Raw genomic sequence first — 16,683 nt, forward strand, 5'->3', positions numbered from 1 at the left:
AAATAATTGTCATGGATACAGGCTCTATATGCCGATTGCCCGATACAAGCAGCTGGTGGACCAGCTCGCCTCGGAAATTCGCGAAGGCCGGCTTGCACCGGGCACACGCTTGCCCACCCACCGGCAGCTGGCATCCCGGGAAGGACTGGCCCTGGTCACGGCGACTCGTGTCTATGCCGAACTGCAGGCCATGGGCCTGGTCAGCGGCGAGACGGGGCGAGGAACTTTTGTGCGCGAAACTGCGCTGCCACGTGGCCTCGGTATTGACCAGCATGCCACTGCGATAGGCATGCTGGACCTGAACTTCAACGCTCCTGCTCTTCCTGGTCAAGCCGAGATGCTGCGCTCCGCATTGCGTCAACTTGCCACCAGTGGAGATTTGGAGGCACTGCTGCGCTATCAGCCGCACGGAGGCCGGGCCCATGAGCGAGCGGCTATCGCCCTGTACCTTGAGAACCGTCGGCTGACGGTTCCTGCCGAACAGGTGCTTATCGTGGATGGGGCGCAGCATGGACTCGCAAGCACGGCTATGGCATTGCTGCAACCTGGCGATGTAGTGGCTGTTGACGCTTTGAGTTACCCAGGCTTCAAGGTGCTGGCGCAACAGCTGAGGTTTGAACTGATTGCCATTCCGGCAGCTGGTTCGGGGCCGGATCTCGATGCGCTGGAGCTGCTGTGCCGACGCCGCAAGGTGCGCGCGGTCTATGCAATGCCGACTCTTCATAATCCGCTTGGATGGGTGATGAGCATCAGCCGACGTCATGCATTTGCAGCGTTGATCCATCGCCATGGCCTGTTGCTGATCGAAGATGCCGCGTATGCGTTTCTCGCTCCGGATGCACCACCGCCCATGGCCACTCTGCTGCCTGAGTCCACGGTATATGTCTCAGGCTTTTCCAAGAGTGTCGCCACGGGTTTGCGGGTGGGCTTCGTGGCTGCACCGGCAGCCTGGATATCTCGGATAGAACGAGCTATCCGCGCAACGACCTGGAACACCCCTGGAGTCATGACCGCCATGGTTGTGAATTGGCTGAGAGACGGGACTGTTGCCAGGCTGGAAGCTCAGAAGCGAGAGGACGCCCAGATGCGTCAGAAACAGGTGACGCAGGTCTTCAAGGGGCTGCCTTGTGTGCGCAGCCCCCATTCGTATTTTGTCTGGCTCCCCATGCCTGACGACCTGAGGGCTGATCAGGTCGCGATGGCACTGCAGGCGGTGGGAATTTCCGTGTCAACGGCCGAGCCCTTCACCACTGGCGTGCAAGTGCCACAAGCACTGCGGCTAGCCTTGGGTTCGGTGCCGCTCGAAACGCTTCGGCATGCCTTGATGCAGGTCAGGCTGGCGCTGGATGGGGCCATGCTGCAATAGAGGATGGCGCCCAGAGCCTCCCTGCGCAACCGGCTTCGGGACCGTAGCCAGGGGAGTGAATGCTGCCGGCCATGGTCACACTGGCCTGAAAACATGGCGTGCGGCGCCTGATGTATCAACGTTGCACGCGATTCAGGCGCTGGTCCGGAAACTGGATTACTGGTACTTTTGCTCCAGTCCATCCCAGAAGTCCTTATTTACCAATCGCTGGCGCTCAAGGAAAGGTGCGACGATGGCGGGGTCTTCATCGACCTTGTGATCGTCACGCAGCAGGGTCAGGCATTTTTGCATGCCGGCCACAGCGCCTTGCAGTGCGGCATTGGCGTAGAGCACAAAGCCATAGCCCAGCTCGCCCAGTTCGTCGGCGTTGAAGATGGGGGTCTTGCCGCCGATGACCATATTCATGAGCTGGGGAGCTTGCAGGCGCTGCGGCAGGGCGCGCACTTCTTCGGCCTGGGTGACGGCCTCGACAAACAGGATGTCGGCGCCGGCTTCCTGAAATTTCTGGGCACGCTCGATGGCTGCTTCGAAGCCGTGGACGGCTGCAGCGTCGGTACGGGCCATGATGAGGGTGCCGCTGTCGCGGCGCGCATCGACGGCGGCCTTGATCTTGCCAAGCATTTCGCTGGTCTCGATCACGGCCTTGCCATTGAAGTGACCGCAGCGCTTGGGGCTGACCTGGTCCTCGAGCTGAATGCAGTCGGCGCCGGCACGCTCCAGTGTGCGTACGGCGTGGTAGGTGTTGACGGCATTGCCGAAGCCGGTGTCGGCATCGACCAGCAGCGGCACCTCCACGGCGTCGCGGATGCGGGCCGTATGGTCGGCGATATCGCTGAGACCCATAAAACCCTGGTCGGGCATGCCGAACCACATATTGGTCACGCCGGCACCGGTCACATAGATGGCTTCAAAGCCCAGATCGGCGATCAGCCGCGCCGACATGGCGTTGAATGCACCGGGCACGATGACGCCGCGGCGGGCATCGGCCAGGGCTTTGAGTTGTTGTTTGGGGTTCATGAGATTTCTTGATAAAAAAGACTCTGATGCTTATCTGCCCTGCGCAGCCTGCTGTCAGCCTTGACGAGGCAGAGCGCTGCCTGGCAGCATCCGCCTCGCGGCCAAGACTGCGAAGCGGCTCAGGGGGATTAGTCCAGCGAAATATTCGCGTTCTTGATCACCGGCCCCCACTTGGCGCGCTCGGCTTCCAGGTATTTGCCATAGGCCTGAGGCGTGCCGCCCATGATCTGGCCGCCGCTGCTTTCGATCATCTGGCGCAGAGACTTGTCGGTCTTGAACGCTTCATTGACGGCCTGGTTGAGCTTGGCCACCACGGCGTCGGGCGTGCCGGCCGGCGCAATCATGCCCAGCCAGTTGTACGACTCAAAGCCCTTGACCCCGGCTTCGTCCAGCGTGGGAACCTCGGGCAGAACGGCCAGACGGGTCTTGCTGGAGACGGCCAGGGCATTGATCTTTTTGGCCTTGATGGAAGGTAGGGCCGAATAGCCCATCTCGAACATCATGGCCAGATGGCCGCCCATGAGGTCGGTGGCTGCCAGCGAGCCGCCCTTGTAGGGCACATGGGTCAGCTGGGTCTGGGTCTGGTAGGCCAGCAGTTCGCCCGACAGATGGTGGGCTCCGCCCACGCCTGAGGAGCCATAGGTCAGGTCGCCGGGCTTAGCTCTGGCATGGGCCAGCAGTTGCTGCACGCTCTTGAAAGGCTGGTTGGGAGCGGTGGTCAGAAACAGGGGAGCCTGTTCGATGAGGATGATGGGCTTGAACGCCGTCTTGGCGTCATAAGGCATCTTCTTCATAAGCATGGGGTTGGTGACCAGCGGGCCTGGCGAGCCGAAGCCGAAGGTGTGGCCGTCGTTGGCCTTGGCGATGGCATCCGTGCCCGTCACACCACCGGCACCGCCACGGTTGTCGATGATCACGGGCTGGCCCAGCACCTTGCCTAGCGAGTCGGCAATCAGGCGCGCGCGGGTATCGGCATAGCCGCCTGCCGCATAGGGCACGATGAGCTTGACGGTGCGGGTGGGCCAGGCTTCAGAGCCCTGGGCCAGAGCTGCAGAGGTAGCGCCCAGCAAGGCGGTGGTGGCGGCAGCGCAGGCAGTGGCGCGGAGCAAGGCGTTTCTACGGGAAATCATGAATCAGCTATCAGTACTATTTTTAGGCTTCAGCGTATATGGGGCATGCGCTGGCTGCTATGTTTTTTGTGAATCTTACTTTTCCTGCATTTGAGCTGCCTTGACGATCTCGCCCAAGCGCTTGCGCTCGGCATCGGCAAACTTCACGAACTCCGCACGTGTGCCGCCGACCGGCTCGATGCCCAGGCCCTTGAGCTTCTCGACGGTGGCAGGCTCCTTCATGGCTTTGTCCACGGCGGCTGCCAGCTTGTCCAGAATGACGGATGGCGTGCCCTTGGGGGCATGAATGCCGGCCCAATGCGCAATCTGCAGGTCGGCAAAGCCTTGCTCGACGGCGGTGGAGAGCTGTGGGTAGGCCGAGATGCGCTGAGTCCAGGTCGTGGCCAGAGGTTTGAACTTGCCCTCGTGAATGATGTGCGGCAGCGCAATGATGCTGGCTTCGGACGTGCCTTCGACCTGGCCGCCCAGCACGGCCGTGGTGCTCTCCGAACCGCTCTTGTAGGGCACGGGCTGCAGCTTGGCACCGTATTTCACATTCAGCATCTCGGCGACGAAGTGCGGCGTGCTGCCCGTGCCGGCGGTGGCAAAGTTGAAGCCTGCGCCCTTCTTCGAGGCTTCGACGAAGTCGCGCAGATTGTTATAGGGCGCGTTCTTGGGCACCACGATCACCGAAGGTGTCAGTCCTATCATCACCACGGGCTGCAGAGCATCGTCCTTGAAAGGCATGGTCTTCTTGATCATGCTGTTGGAGATGACGCCTGCCGCGCTGACCAGCAGCGTGTAGCCATCGGGCTGGGCCTTGGCCACGATATCGGCACCCACGGTGCCACCTGCGCCGGGGCGGTTGTCGATCACTACGGGTTGGCCGAGGATCTTGGAAGCGCCTTCGGCTGCCGATCTGGCCATCAGGTCATTGGCGCCGCCTGCGGAAAACGGCACCACGAGGCGAATCGGGCGCGTGGGCCAGTCGGCAGCCTGGACCAGACCTGCGGGAGCCAGCACGGACAGAGCCAAGGCTTGGACAACAAGATTGCGACGGTTCAAAAACATGGATATCTCCTGGATCCAAATCCCTATTGGTATGAGCTGTTACCGCAAGCACTGTGCCAGACAGATTTAGGGAAAACCCTTTACATATTAAGTATTTGAAATCATTGGAATTTTTGTGGTTTTGTGGAGTGCCTGCCTGCGGTGGTGTATGGGTTCTATTTCGATGATGAAATAATCGTTTTCATGAATGAAACATATGCGATATCGAACGATGGAGTCAAACGGATGCCGACAGCTGGCCAGCCGCATTTGCCTCACATCGTCACCGTAGGCCGCTACCGTGTGGGGCGGGTGCTGGAGCGGCTGGCACAGCTGTGGTCGGGCGAGGCCAGGTTCTCGCATATCTCGGCTTCTTTCGACGATGCGGTGGCCCAGGTGCAGGCGCTCAATCTGCGCCAGCCCATCGATGCACTGGTGGGGGCGGGTGCCAGTGGTGCCTGGATTCGAGAACGCGTGGACATTCCGCTGGCCATGGTCGAAGTGCGTGGCCTGGATTTGCTGCAGGCGCTGCGCCAGGCCAAGTTGCAGACCACAGAAGAAGCTCCGCGCGTGGGTCTGGTCAACTTCGAGGTGCCGTCGCCTGTGGTGGCACAGTTCGACAGCCTGTTCGGCCTGGGTCTGGTCCAGATCGCCTATCAAGGTCCGCATGACGCGCCGGCCTGCGTGCAGAAACTCAGGGCGTCAGGCGTTGGAGCCGTGGTGGCGCCGGGCCTGGTGGCCGACCTGGCAGAGCAGGCGGGCATGGCCAGCGTGTTGCTGTATTCCGATATTTCGGTGCGTCAGGCGCTCAGCGACGCCATGCTGCTGGCCCGGCATCGACGGGCCGAGCGTGACCGGCATCAACGGCTGGAAACCGTGTTGCATCAGCTGCAGGACGGTGTGGCGGCCGTGGACGAGCGTGGCCGCATTTGCGCGCTGAACCCACGCATGGTCGCCTTGCTTGGGGCCCCGGTCGAGGCCTTGCACGGCCGCATGCTGGACGAGGTGGCTCCGACCCTGGGCACAGCCCGGGCACTGGCGGGTGAGGAGGGCGGAGAAGAGGTGGTGCAACTGGCCTTGCGTACCCTGGTGGTGCGACGTGCGCCAATTGTGGAGAACGGGCAGGTGACCGGCGCTTTGCTGGTCTGCCGCGATCCTGCCGTCATCCAGCGGGCCGATCGCAGCCTGCGTGCCAATCAGCGGCAAAGAGCTGCCGGCGTGCGCTGGCGTATTGAGGACTATCTGGGCAGCAGCCCCGCTGCCCAGCGCGTGCGACTGCTGGCCAGGCAGTACGCGAGCAGCGATGCGACGGTGCTGATTTTGGGTGAGAGCGGGACCGGCAAGGAGTTGGTGGCGCAAGGCATTCACAGCGCGGGACGGCGTGCGGAACAGCCATTTCTGGCGGTCAACTGCGCGGCGCTCAGCGAAAGCCTGCTGGAGAGCGAGCTTTTCGGTTACGAGGAAGGCGCTTTTACCGGGGCCAGGCGCGGCGGCAAGACTGGCTTGATAGAGGCTGCGCATACCGGGACCCTGTTTCTCGATGAAATTGGCGACATGCCGCTGTCGCTGCAATCGCGGCTGCTGCGCGTGCTGCAGGAGCGCGAGGTATTGCGCGTAGGTTCCACCACGCCGATTCCTGTGGATGTGCGCGTGATTGCCGCCACCCATGCGGATCTGGCGGATCAGGTGGGGCGCGGCCTGTTCCGGCGCGATCTCTACTACCGGCTGGCGGTGCTGCGCCTGAGCACGCCTTCGCTGCAAATGCGTGGTGCCACTGATATTGCGGAACTGGGCCGCGCCATGCTGGCTCAACGCCTGAGCGCTGCAAGCGGGTTGCCCCGCGCACTGCATGACAGAGTGGAGCAGCAGCTCGATGCACTGCTGGCTAGAGCTGCGGCGCATGACTGGCCCGGCAATGTCCGTGAACTGGACAACTGGGTGGAGCGTCTGCTGGCCTGCAGCGACTATCTGGGTTCAGGCCGGGGCGGTCTTCTGGATATGGCGCGCTTGCTTGAAGTCTTTCCGGAGTGTGCCGACGGCCTGGCTCTGGCCGAGCCTGTCGCAGCCCGGCAGGCGCAGCTCAGAGACGCGGGTCGCCTTGCCGAACAGAAACGATTGCGCGAGGTGCTGGAGTCGGTCGGCGGCGATCAGCGCCAGGCCTGCGAGATTCTCGGCATCAGCCGGGCCACGCTATGGCGGCGCATGAAGGCCTAGCCGAGGTTCTGCGCTGCCATACGTATTATTTCGGCCAATGGCTGGAGTGCTTGGCCTGAAATCCGGCATCTGGCGCAACAATCTCATGCCAGCCTCGGGCTTTCAAGGTCTGGAAGACTGCAGGCGCGGCAAGGCCGGGACCAACCACAAGGCAGGCCGGAGTTTTATCGATTGGGATCGGGAGAGAGACGGTTTATGTCCGATGTGAGCGAGCTGGAGAGCGAGAGTACGGTCTATAGAACCTTGCTGGAGTCCACCAAGGCCATTCCCTGGAAGATCGACTGGGCGACCATGAAGTTCGCCTACATAGGCCCGCAGATCGAGAGCTTGCTCGGCTGGAGTCGTGAAAGCTGGATCAGCGTTGAAGACTGGGCCATGCGCATGCACCCCGAGGACCGCGAATATGTGGTGAATTTCTGCGTGAGCCAGTCCCAGGCCGGCGTGGACCATGAGGCTGACTATCGAGCGCTGACCAAGGACAACGGCTATGTCTGGATTCGCGATGTGGTCCATGTGGTGCGCAACGAACAAGGCGAGGCCGAGGCGCTGATCGGATTCATGTTCGACATCAGCGAACGCAAGAAGACCGAGGAAAGATTGCTGAGTCTGCAGAAGGAGCTGGAGGTGCTTTCCTTCAGAGACGGTCTGACCAGCATTGCCAACCGACGCTGCTTCGATACCAGTTTCGAGCAGGAATGGGCGCGCACGCGCAGTGAGGGCAAGCCGCTGTCCATGCTGTTGTTTGATGTCGATTTCTTCAAGCAGTACAACGATTTGTACGGCCATATCCAGGGCGACAAATGTCTGGTGGATATTGCCCAGACCCTGAGTCTGGCGCTGGATGGACAGCGTGACCTGGTGGCGCGTTACGGCGGCGAGGAGTTTGTGGTGCTGCTGCCCGAGGCCGATGCAGAAACCGCGCAAAAAGTGGCCGAGCGCTGCCAGCGGCTGATACAGAAGCAGTCCATCGTGCACGCGCTGTCGCCCCATGGCAGGCAGGTAACCGTGAGCATTGGCACGGGCACGGTGTTGCCGGCAGAGCATGATCGACCTGCCGGCTTTATCGAAGCCGTGGATCGGCAGCTCTATGCGGCCAAGAACAAAGGCCGCCACCGGATTGAAAGCGTGACCTTGAGCGCTTGAGCCTGGCCGCGGGCCTGAGCCCGCAGTGTCAGGCCTGCAGCACTTCGCCCGGCACCCGTACCCAGCCCTCCATCAGAATGCGGGCGCTGCGACTCATCAAGGCCTTTGTGACCTGCCATTGACCATGTTCCAGCCTGGCTTCGGCCCCCACACGCAGGCTGCCGCTGGGATGGCCGAAGCGTACGGACTGGCGCTGGCCGCCGCCCGCCGCCAGATTGACCAGCGTGCCGGGAATGGCGGCAGCCGTGCCGATGGCGACGGCGGCCGTGCCCATCATGGCGTGGTGCAGCTTGCCCATGGAAAGCGCCCGCACCACCAGATCGATGTCCTGGGCGGCAATCGCTTTGCCGCTTGAGGCAATATAGCTTTGCGCAGGAGCCACAAAGCCGATCTTGGGCGTGTGCTGGCGTGTGGCGGCTTCATCCAGATCCTTGATCAGACCCATCCTGAGTGCACCATGGGCGCGAATGGCTTCGAATCTGGCCAGTGCTACGCCATCGCTGTTGATGGCATCCTGCGGCTCGCAGCCGGTGTAGCCCAGCTCTCTGGCATCTAGAAAAATGGTCGGAATGCCGGCATTGATGAGGGTCGCGCAAAAGCGGCCGACGCCGGGCACATCCAGCTCGTCGCTGACATTGCCGGTGGGAAACATGGCGCCGCCGTCCTCACCTTCATCGGCGGGATCCAGGAACTCCAGGGCCACTTCGGCAGCTGCAAAGGTCACGCCGTCAAGTTCGAAGTCCCCGGTTTCCTGCACTTGACCATCGCGGATCTGCACATGGTTGATGATGGTCTTGCCGATATTGGCCTGCCAGATGCGGATGGTAGCCACGCCGTTGTGCGGAATGCGCTCGGCCGGAATCAGACCCATGTGGATCGCGCAGGGGCCAACGGCAGCGCTCAGGTTGCCGCAGTTGCCGCTCCAGTCCACAAACGGCTGATCGATGGAAACCTGGCCGAACAGATAGTCCACATCGTGATCGGCGCTTGCGCTCTGGCAGAGGATCACGCCCTTGCTGGTGGAGGATGAGGCATTGCCCATGCCGTCAATCTGCTTGCCATAGGGGTCGGGGCTGCCCAGGGTGCGCAGAAAGATGGCGTCGCGAACAGGGCCGGGCTGCCGGGCCATTTCGGGCAGATCCTGCAGTTTGAAGAACACACCTTTGCTGGTGCCTCCGCGCATATAGGTAGCAGGAATGCGGATTTGCGAAGTAAGAGACATGGAATGGCAAACAAACAAGATTGTCAAAGCCCAGGCAGGACGAGGGCTCTGGATCAGTGAAACAGACATAGCTGTTGGGGACGAGGCGGAGAGTCGGAAGCCAATGGCCAGCGATGCAGTACCTGGTAGCGTAACTGCTTGCCTGTGCCGGTTCGCTCGACCAGCTGAATCTCATCGATCAGCCAGTCAACGGGATCTATACGCCAAGTGGGCAGGGCATGTAGTGCTCTGTAGCTGATGGTGATATGCGGTCTATGGCCGCCATCCTTGAAACCGTGGGATTTCAACTCGGTCTGCAGCGTGGTCAGCAGCCGGTTGAAAGGCTCTGGACGTCCGCGGGCACAGAAAGACCAGTGAATTCGCTCGCCCTTTTCACCGCGAATACGGTTGAAGCTGAGCTCAACGGTCTTCAGTTGCGCTGCTTGCTCGGCATTTCCCGCAGCCAGCAAGGCGAGCAGAGCCTCTTGCCCGGAGTCAAACGGGCCACACCAAGTCTGGTGCCAGTGATCTGGAGAGAACAGGCGCTCGCCCAGTTCCCTATCAAGGCCCAAAGCGCTGATCCGGGCACGCAAGCGATGACGTGCCAGGCTTTGAGGCTGGGTGACAATCAGTATGCGTGCCTGGCTCATAGCTGCTCCTTAGCTCACTAGTTCAGCCCTTGATGTGGAGTCGGCTGCGGCGCTGTCCGCCAGAAAGTCCTGGGCAAAGCGCTGCAGCACGCCACCAGCCTCGTAAATCGAGACCTCTTCTGCGGTATCGAGGCGACACAGTACCGACACTTCGGTGCAAACACCTGTCGTTCGGTGGATATGAAGTGTAAGCATGGCCTGAGGGCTACGCTGGCCGATGACATCAAAGCTCTCAGTGCCATTCAACCCCAGTGTGTGGCGGCTCGTGCCGGGCAGGAACTCCAGCGGCAACACCCCCATGCCGATCAGGTTGGTACGGTGGATACGCTCGAAGCCTTCGGCCACGATGGCCTCCACACCGGCCAGGCGCACGCCCTTGGCTGCCCAGTCGCGGCTCGACCCTTGACCATAGTCGGCTCCGGCGATGATGATCAGCGGCTGCTTGCGCTGCATATAGGTTTCTATGGCTTCCCACATGCGCAGGGTCCGGCCCTCGGGCTCGACGCGGGCGAGAGAACCCTGGCGCACCTTGCCCAGGTCGTCCACCACCATTTCGTTGAACAGCTTGGGATTGGCGAAGGTTGCGCGCTGCGCGGTCAGATGGTCGCCGCGATGCGTGGCATAGGAGTTGAAGTCCTCCTCGGGCAGACCCATTTTGTGCAGATACTCGCCTGCGGCCGAGTCCATCAGGATGGCGTTGGAGGGCGAGAGGTGATCGGTGGTGATGTTGTCGGGCAGTATGGCCAGAGGGCGCATGCCGCGCAGCCTGCGCTCGCCCGCGAGGGCTCCCTCCCAGTACGGCGGTCGGCGGATATAGGTGCTCTGCGGGCGCCAGTCATACAGTGCCTCGACCTTCTCGCTCTGGTCTGCGCGGATGGCAAACATGGGTTCATAGACCGCACGGAACTGCTCGGGTTGGACTGCAGCCTTGGCCACGGCGTCGATCTCCTCGTCGCTGGGCCAGATGTCCTTCAAGCGGATCTCGCGGCCCTGGAAGAAGCCCAGCACATCGTTCTCGATATCGAAGCGGATGGTGCCTGCAATCGCATAGGCCACGACCAGCGGAGGCGAGGCGAGAAAGGCCTGTTTGGCATAGGGGTGGATGCGGCCATCGAAGTTGCGATTGCCCGAGAGCACGGCCGTGGTGTAGAGGTCGCGGTCGATGATCTCTTGTTGAATCACGGGGTCCAGCGCGCCGCTCATGCCGTTGCAGGTGGTGCAGGCAAAGGCCACCACGCCAAAGCCCAGCGCTTCCAGGTCCTGCAGCAGACCGGCTTGTTCCAGATACAGGGGCACGGTCCTGGAGCCTGGGGCGAGAGAGGTTTTGACCCAGGGCTTGCGCGCCAGACCCAGATTGCGCGCGTTGCGCGCCAGCAGGCCGGCTGCGATCACATTGCGCGGGTTGCTGGTATTGGTGCAGCTGGTGATGGCGGCAATGATGACTGCTCCATCGGGCATCTGGCCCTCTGTTTGTGTCCACTCACCGGCAATGCCTTTTGCTGCAAGCTCGCTGGTTGCCAAACGGGCGTGTGGATTGGAAGGGCCGGCCATATTGCGCACCACGCTGGACAGATCAAAGCTCAGCGTACGTTCGTATTCGGCATTTTCAAGGCTGTCGGCCCACAGACCTGCCTGTTTGGCGTAGTTCTCGACCAACTGTACCTGGGCAGGCTCGCGCCCCGTCAGGCGCAGATAGTCGATCGTCTGTTCGTCGATCGCAAACATGGCGGCCGTGGCCCCATATTCGGGCGCCATGTTCGAGATGGTGGTGCGGTCGCCGATGGAGAGGCTACGCGCGCCTTCGCCATGGAACTCCAGATAGCTGCCCACGACTTTCTGCTGACGCAGGAATTGGGTCAAAGCCAGCACGATGTCAGTGGCAGTGATGCCGGGCTGCCGCCTGCCAGTGAGCTGCACTCCAACGATCTCGGGCAGGCGCATCCACGAGGCGCGGCCCAGCATCACGTTCTCGGCTTCCAGCCCGCCCACGCCCACGGCGATCACGCCCAGTGCATCGACATGCGGCGTGTGGCTGTCCGTGCCAACCAGAGTATCCGGATATGCTTCGCCATCGATAGCATGGATCACAGGGCTCATACGCTCCAGATTGATCTGGTGCATGATCCCGTTGCCAGGCGGAATCACTTCCACATTCTTGAAGGCCAGTTTGCACCACTCGATGAAATGAAAGCGGTCTTCATTGCGCCGGTCTTCGATGGCGCGGTTTTTCTCAAAGGCCTGAGGATCGTAGCCGCCGCACTCCACGGCTAGCGAATGGTCCACGATCAGTTGCACGGGCACCACGGGGTTGACCGCGGCTGGGTCGCCGCCTTGCTCGGCAATTGCATCGCGCAGGCCGGCCAGATCGACGAGAGCCGTCTGACCCAGGATGTCATGGCAGACCACGCGGGCCGGGAACCAGGGAAAGTCGCATTCGCGCTTGCGTTCAATGATTTGCGTGAGGTACTCGGTCAGGTGGGCCGGATCGCTGCGCCGTACCAGGTTCTCGGCATGGACGCGGCTGGTATAGGGCAGTGTGGTCCAGCTGCCAGGGCGTATGGCTTCCACAGCAGTTTGCGCATCGAAGTAGTGAAGCTGACTTCCTGGCAGGGGCTTGCGGTAACGCTGGGGTTGGGGTTTGCTCATTGTGGTGTCTGTTCGCGGTTTTCAGAGCGCCAGGGCTGTGCGCCGGTGCTCGGTCAGTGGGGCGGAAATCGTCAGAGGAGTACGCGGCGCGGGGCCCAGGGCCCAGGGCCAGTTGCAGCCTCGCTTGTGCGATGGCATGCAAGTGCTCGGTCAGCTCTGCGCAGCCCCGGGGCTGCTGGCGTTGTAGCTGCGCAAGATGATGTGCAAGCAAGGTGCACAGCTGCTGGGCCTCGGCCACCTGAGCCGCCGTGAGCTGGGTGACCATCATGCCCCGCCTTGGCTGGGCCGTCAGCAGTCCTTCATGGCACAGCAGCTTCATGGCTTCGCGCACAGGGGTGCGGCTCACGCCAAACTCCTGCGCCAAAGCGCCGTCGTTGATGTCGGAGCCGGGCGGCAAGCGGTGGCTCAGAATGCGCTCGCGCAGTTTGTTGGCGATGGCAATGCACAGTGAATGGGATTGCATGGGCTTGGCGGTCATGGCGCTTGGAAGAGATTTACTGACGTTCGTCGATGGGGATGAACGTCAGATCCTCCGGGCCTGTGTAGTTGGCGCTGGGACGGATGATCTTGTTGTCCTGGCGTTGCTCGATGATGTGCGCCGCCCAGCCGCTGGTGCGCGCAATCACGAACAGTGGCGTGAACATGGCAGTGGGCACGCCCATCATGTGGTAGCTGACGGCGCTGAACCAGTCGAGATTGGGGAACATGTTCTTGGTTTCCCACATCACTGACTCAAGCCGCGCGGCAATGTCATACATCTTGGTGCTGCCGGCTTCATCCGACAGCTTCTTGGCTACGCCCTTGATGACCACATTGCGGGGGTCGCTCACGGTATAGACCGGGTGGCCAAAGCCGATCACGACCTCCTTGGCATCCACGCGGCGGCGAATGTCGGCCTCGGCTTCGGCAGGGTTGTCATAGCGCTTCTGGATCTCGAACGCCACTTCGTTGGCTCCGCCATGCTTGGGGCCACGCAGTGCGCCGATCGCGCCGGTAATGGCCGAGTACATATCGCTGCCTGTTCCGGCCACCACGCGGGCGGTAAAGGTCGAGGCATTGAACTCATGCTCGGCATACAGATTGAGCGAGGTATGCATGGCGCGCACCCAGCTCTCGCAAGGCCTGACGCCATGCAGCAGATGCAGAAAGTGACCGCCGATGGAGTCGTCCCCGGTTTCGACCTCGATACGGCGGCCCGAGTTGCTGAAGTGGTACCAGTAAAGCAACATGCTGCCCAGGCTGGCCATCAGGCGGTCGGCGATATCGCGCGCACCTGGAAGGTTGTGGTCGTCTTTCTCCGGCAGCGCGCAGCCCAGGGCGGAGACACCGGTGCGCATCACGTCCATGGGATGGCTGGCGGCGGGCAACTGTTCCAGCGCAGTCTTTACGCTGCCGGGCAGGCCGCGCAAAGCCTTGAGCTTGGCTTTGTAGGCCTTGAGTTCGGCCTGTGTGGGCAGCTTGCCATGTACCAGCAGATGGGCGATCTCTTCAAACTCGCAGACCTCGGCAATGTCCAGAATGTCGTAGCCGCGGTAGTGCAGGTCGTTGCCGGTCTTTCCCACGGTGCACAGCGCCGTGTTGCCTGCGGTCACACCGGAGAGGGCGACGGACTTTTTGGGCTTGAAACTTGCGGCGGCGTGGGGCGTGGCGGTTGGGGATGTTGCGGCGGTCACAGTGCTCATGGGTGTCTCCTTTGGATATGCAGTGCAGGCTCTTGCTGGTCTGCGATACTTCGCAATCTACGCATTTGCTTTTCATGTGCATAGACCTGAATTGGCGAATGCTTGTGAAGGTGATTGCATGTATTTGCAAATTTTGCGAATCTTTGGAGTCAGGAATAGGGAGCGAGTAAGTGGCCAAGACATTCATGGGCGTGCGCTTGCGCAGCCTGCGTGCCGAGCGTGGTCTTACGCAGGCAGCGCTGGCCCAAGCGCTGGAGTTGTCACCCAGCTATCTGAACCAGATCGAGCAGGATCAGCGCCCGCTGACGGTGGCCGTGCTGCTCAAGATTCACAGGGTGCTGGGCGTCGATATCCAGCAGTTCTCCGAGGATGAGGAGGCCCGTCTGCTGGCGCAGCTGCGCGATGCGGTGGCTGCCATGCCACTGCCCGAAGCGGCGGTGCCGCTGCCCGAGCTGCGTGAGGTCGCGGCCAGGCTGCCGCAGCTGGCGCAGACACTGCTGGCCATGCACCAGCGCCACCTGGCCGATGCGCAGCGGCTGGAGGCCTTGAGCGCCCATCTGGGCGATGGCCGTGCCGGGCAGGATGCAGGCGGGGCGGTCAATGGCAAAGGGGCAATGGCAGGCCTGCTGACGCAGCCCTCGCGTCAGATGCCATTCGAGGCTGTGCGTGACTTCTTTTTTGCCCACCGTAATTACTTCGATAGGCTTGATCGAGCGGCCGAAGCACTGGCTCGACAGGCCGCAGAGCAAGGCGGTCATCTGCAGGATTGGCTGCAATACCGGCTGCAGGCGCAACATGGGGTGATGGTTCTGCGTGCCCATGCTGGAAGTGCAGAGAAGGCCGGCAGCCATAGGCGCTACGATGCGGCCACGCGTACCCTGTATGTGGCAGCGCAGCTCAGTCCCATGCAGCAGGCATTTCAGATGGCCACGCAGCTTGCGCTGCTGGAATTTGATGCACTGATTGCGGCAGAGCTGCAAGGCGCGCCCTGGCAGGACGAGGCCACGCGGCGGCTGGTGCGCGTGGGTCTGGCCAACTATGTGGCTGGGGCATTCGTGCTGCCTTATGGCGAATTCTTGCGCGCGGCTGAAAGTCTTCGCTATGACATCGACCTGCTGGCCAGCCGTTTCGGCGTGGGCTTCGAGACCGTCTGCCACCGCCTTTCCACCTTGCAGCGCGCCGATGCACCGGGTGTGCCGTTTTTCTTCATTCGCGTGGACCGGGCAGGCAATATCAGCAAGCGCCAGTCGGCCACGCATTTCCACTTCTCCAAGACCGGCGGCACCTGCCCGTTGTGGGGGGTGTATGAGGCGTTTACCCAGCCTGGCCGCATCGTTCCCCAGCTCGCCAGCATGCCGGACGGGCGAATCTACCTATGGATTGCCCGCACCATCAGTCATGCCGGCCCGGGATGGGGTGCGCCGGGCAAGACCTTTTCCATCGGCCTGGGCTGCGACTTGCAGCACGCTGCACGGCTGGTGTATTCCCAAGGCATGGATTTGCGCAATACCGCTGCTGCGACTCCCATCGGCATGGGTTGCAAGGTCTGTGAGCGCGGCGCTTGCCCACAACGCGCCTTTCCTTATGTGGCTACACCGCTCCAGGTCAATGAAAACGAGAGCGGCTTTGTTCCCTATGGGGGCTAGTAGGTGTTGCTTGCGATCTGAAGCTCGGGCCGAGGCCGGATGGCTGCAAACCGCTGACTAAAAGCTTTAAAAATTCATTGGAATGCAGTCCTGTATGGCGCTTGAAGCTATTGAAGCAATAGCGATGCGCGCAAATTTGCTTAGTCTTGTTGGACGATGGGCTGAGGCTGATTTCTTTTTACGCTGTCTCCACGTTTTGATTGCAAATCAATAAGGAGACAAGAATGCGTTTAGCAGGAAAAGTTGCCGTGGTCACAGGGGCGGGCCAGGGCATGGGGCGAGCGATTGCACAGCGTTTTGCCGATGAGGGAGCCACTGTGGTGGCGGTGGACTTGAATGAAGAAGCTGCCAAGCAGACCCTGGAAGGCAAGCCTGGTAAGCATCTGGCTCGTTCCTCCAACGTGGCCGACAGCGCCGCGGTCGATGCGCTGTTTGTCGAGATCCGCGAAAAGCTGGGCGCTGTCGACGTGCTGGTGAACAACGCCGGCGTAGGCTCGGTGGACCAGTTTGCCGATATTCCCGATGCGACCTGGGAGCGCGTGATTGGCGTGAACCTGAACGGCGCTTTCTACTGCGCCCGCGCCGCCGTCAAGCAGATGCAGCAAGGCAAGGGCGGTGCCATCGTCAATATCTCCAGTACCTCGGCAGTCAGCGGTGACGGCCCTGCCCATTACTGTGCTTCCAAAGCGGCCCTGATGGGCTTGACCCGCGGCATGGCCAAGGAGCTGGCGTCCAAGAAGATCCGTGTGAACACATTGGTTCCAGGTCCCACCAACACGCCCATGATGCAGGGCATTCCCCAGGAATGGGCCGACGCCATCATTGCCGGCGTGCCCATGGGGCGCATGGCTGAGCCAGAAGACATCGCCAAGGTGGCAGTGTTCCTGGCCAGCGACGACAGCGGCTTTGTGACGGGTCAGAACGTGGCAGTCAACGGCGGCAGCGCCTTCCTCTAAGGA

The 16,683-nt window shown here is 61.7% G+C and carries 12 protein-coding genes and 1 pseudogene; 5 read left to right on the plus strand and 8 right to left on the minus strand.

Annotated elements, in window-relative coordinates; genetic code table 11:
• Positions 1 to 28: 28 nt before the first annotated feature.
• Positions 29 to 1,366, plus strand: a complete 1,338-nt coding sequence (locus P353_RS24385; protein ID WP_034375517.1) for a PLP-dependent aminotransferase family protein — start codon at positions 29 to 31, stop codon at positions 1,364 to 1,366.
• Positions 1,367 to 1,522: 156 nt separating this feature from the next.
• Here P353_RS24385 and P353_RS24390 read toward each other — a convergent pair whose 3' ends face one another.
• From P353_RS24390 to P353_RS24400, 3 genes are all read right to left on the minus strand, one after another.
• The gene (locus P353_RS24390; RefSeq protein ID WP_034375520.1) at positions 1,523 to 2,383 is read right to left on the minus strand and encodes an isocitrate lyase/PEP mutase family protein; all 861 of its coding nucleotides are present in this window, start codon (positions 2,381 to 2,383) and stop codon (positions 1,523 to 1,525) included.
• A gap of 128 nt (positions 2,384 to 2,511) precedes the next feature.
• On the minus strand, positions 2,512 to 3,513 hold the full coding sequence (locus P353_RS24395) for a Bug family tripartite tricarboxylate transporter substrate binding protein (protein ID WP_034375523.1): 1,002 nt from the start codon (positions 3,511 to 3,513) through the stop codon (positions 2,512 to 2,514).
• A gap of 75 nt (positions 3,514 to 3,588) precedes the next feature.
• Entirely contained in the window at positions 3,589 to 4,563 is a 975-nt protein-coding gene (locus P353_RS24400; protein ID WP_034375525.1) for a Bug family tripartite tricarboxylate transporter substrate binding protein, read from the minus strand.
• Between the two features lie 183 nt (positions 4,564 to 4,746).
• On the opposite strand from P353_RS24400, the gene prpR reads away from it, so the two are divergent.
• Both prpR and P353_RS24410 read left to right on the plus strand, forming a co-directional pair.
• On the plus strand, positions 4,747 to 6,756 hold the full coding sequence (gene prpR, locus P353_RS24405; RefSeq protein WP_034375759.1) for a propionate catabolism operon regulatory protein PrpR: 2,010 nt from the start codon (positions 4,747 to 4,749) through the stop codon (positions 6,754 to 6,756).
• 195 nt (positions 6,757 to 6,951) lie between these two features.
• Positions 6,952 to 7,899, plus strand: coding sequence for a sensor domain-containing diguanylate cyclase (locus tag P353_RS24410; RefSeq protein WP_034375527.1), 948 nt, complete (start codon positions 6,952 to 6,954; stop codon positions 7,897 to 7,899).
• Between the two features lie 28 nt (positions 7,900 to 7,927).
• On the opposite strand, the gene prpF is transcribed toward P353_RS24410, so the two are convergent.
• The 5 genes and pseudogenes from prpF to prpC all read right to left on the minus strand — a co-directional run bounded on the left by prpF (position 7,928) and on the right by prpC (position 14,078).
• Positions 7,928 to 9,121, minus strand: a complete 1,194-nt coding sequence (gene prpF / locus P353_RS24415; protein ID WP_034375530.1) for a 2-methylaconitate cis-trans isomerase PrpF — start codon at positions 9,119 to 9,121, stop codon at positions 7,928 to 7,930.
• Between the two features lie 53 nt (positions 9,122 to 9,174).
• Positions 9,175 to 9,750 (minus strand): 2'-5' RNA ligase family protein, encoded by a 576-nt coding sequence (locus P353_RS24420; RefSeq protein WP_034375532.1) that lies wholly within the window; start codon positions 9,748 to 9,750, stop codon positions 9,175 to 9,177.
• 9 nt (positions 9,751 to 9,759) lie between these two features.
• Entirely contained in the window at positions 9,760 to 12,396 is a 2,637-nt protein-coding gene (gene acnD / locus P353_RS24425) for a Fe/S-dependent 2-methylisocitrate dehydratase AcnD (RefSeq protein WP_034375533.1), read from the minus strand.
• 319 nt (positions 12,397 to 12,715) lie between these two features.
• A pseudogene (locus P353_RS30085) lies at positions 12,716 to 12,874 on the minus strand (GntR family transcriptional regulator); the annotation flags it as partial.
• A 16-nt stretch (positions 12,875 to 12,890) separates the two neighbouring features.
• Positions 12,891 to 14,078 carry a bifunctional 2-methylcitrate synthase/citrate synthase gene (gene prpC, locus P353_RS24435; protein ID WP_052085008.1) on the minus strand — a complete coding sequence of 396 codons (1,188 nt, stop codon included), beginning with the start codon at positions 14,076 to 14,078 and terminating at the stop codon, positions 12,891 to 12,893.
• 170 nt (positions 14,079 to 14,248) lie between these two features.
• On the opposite strand from prpC, the gene P353_RS24440 reads away from it, so the two are divergent.
• Both P353_RS24440 and P353_RS24445 read left to right on the plus strand, forming a co-directional pair.
• Positions 14,249 to 15,724 carry a short-chain fatty acyl-CoA regulator family protein gene (locus P353_RS24440; protein ID WP_034375537.1) on the plus strand — a complete coding sequence of 492 codons (1,476 nt, stop codon included), beginning with the start codon at positions 14,249 to 14,251 and terminating at the stop codon, positions 15,722 to 15,724.
• Between the two features lie 224 nt (positions 15,725 to 15,948).
• Positions 15,949 to 16,680, plus strand: coding sequence for an SDR family NAD(P)-dependent oxidoreductase (locus P353_RS24445; RefSeq protein WP_034375538.1), 732 nt, complete (start codon positions 15,949 to 15,951; stop codon positions 16,678 to 16,680).
• The last annotated feature ends 3 nt before the right edge of the window (positions 16,681 to 16,683 follow it).

This window comes from Comamonas testosteroni (genome assembly GCF_000761245.1).
GTDB classification, from domain to species: domain Bacteria; phylum Pseudomonadota; class Gammaproteobacteria; order Burkholderiales; family Burkholderiaceae_C; genus Comamonas; species Comamonas testosteroni_C.

What these genes read in the sequence shown, in the direction of transcription:
- prpR (WP_034375759.1), top strand. Translation starts at nt 4,747, where the DNA reads ATGAATGAAACATATGCGATATCGAACGATGGAGTCAAACGGATGCCG.
- P353_RS24410 (WP_034375527.1), top strand. Translation starts at nt 6,952, where the DNA reads ATGTCCGATGTGAGCGAGCTGGAGAGCGAGAGTACGGTCTATAGAACC.
- P353_RS24385 (WP_034375517.1), top strand. Translation starts at nt 29, where the DNA reads ATGCCGATTGCCCGATACAAGCAGCTGGTGGACCAGCTCGCCTCGGAA.
- P353_RS24445 (WP_034375538.1), top strand. Translation starts at nt 15,949, where the DNA reads ATGCGTTTAGCAGGAAAAGTTGCCGTGGTCACAGGGGCGGGCCAGGGC.
- prpF (WP_034375530.1), bottom strand. Translation starts at nt 9,121, where the DNA reads ATGTCTCTTACTTCGCAAATCCGCATTCCTGCTACCTATATGCGCGGA.
- P353_RS24390 (WP_034375520.1), bottom strand. Translation starts at nt 2,383, where the DNA reads ATGAACCCCAAACAACAACTCAAAGCCCTGGCCGATGCCCGCCGCGGC.
- prpC (WP_052085008.1), bottom strand. Translation starts at nt 14,078, where the DNA reads ATGAGCACTGTGACCGCCGCAACATCCCCAACCGCCACGCCCCACGCC.
- P353_RS24400 (WP_034375525.1), bottom strand. Translation starts at nt 4,563, where the DNA reads ATGTTTTTGAACCGTCGCAATCTTGTTGTCCAAGCCTTGGCTCTGTCC.
- P353_RS24420 (WP_034375532.1), bottom strand. Translation starts at nt 9,750, where the DNA reads ATGAGCCAGGCACGCATACTGATTGTCACCCAGCCTCAAAGCCTGGCA.
- acnD (WP_034375533.1), bottom strand. Translation starts at nt 12,396, where the DNA reads ATGAGCAAACCCCAACCCCAGCGTTACCGCAAGCCCCTGCCAGGAAGT.
- P353_RS24395 (WP_034375523.1), bottom strand. Translation starts at nt 3,513, where the DNA reads ATGATTTCCCGTAGAAACGCCTTGCTCCGCGCCACTGCCTGCGCTGCC.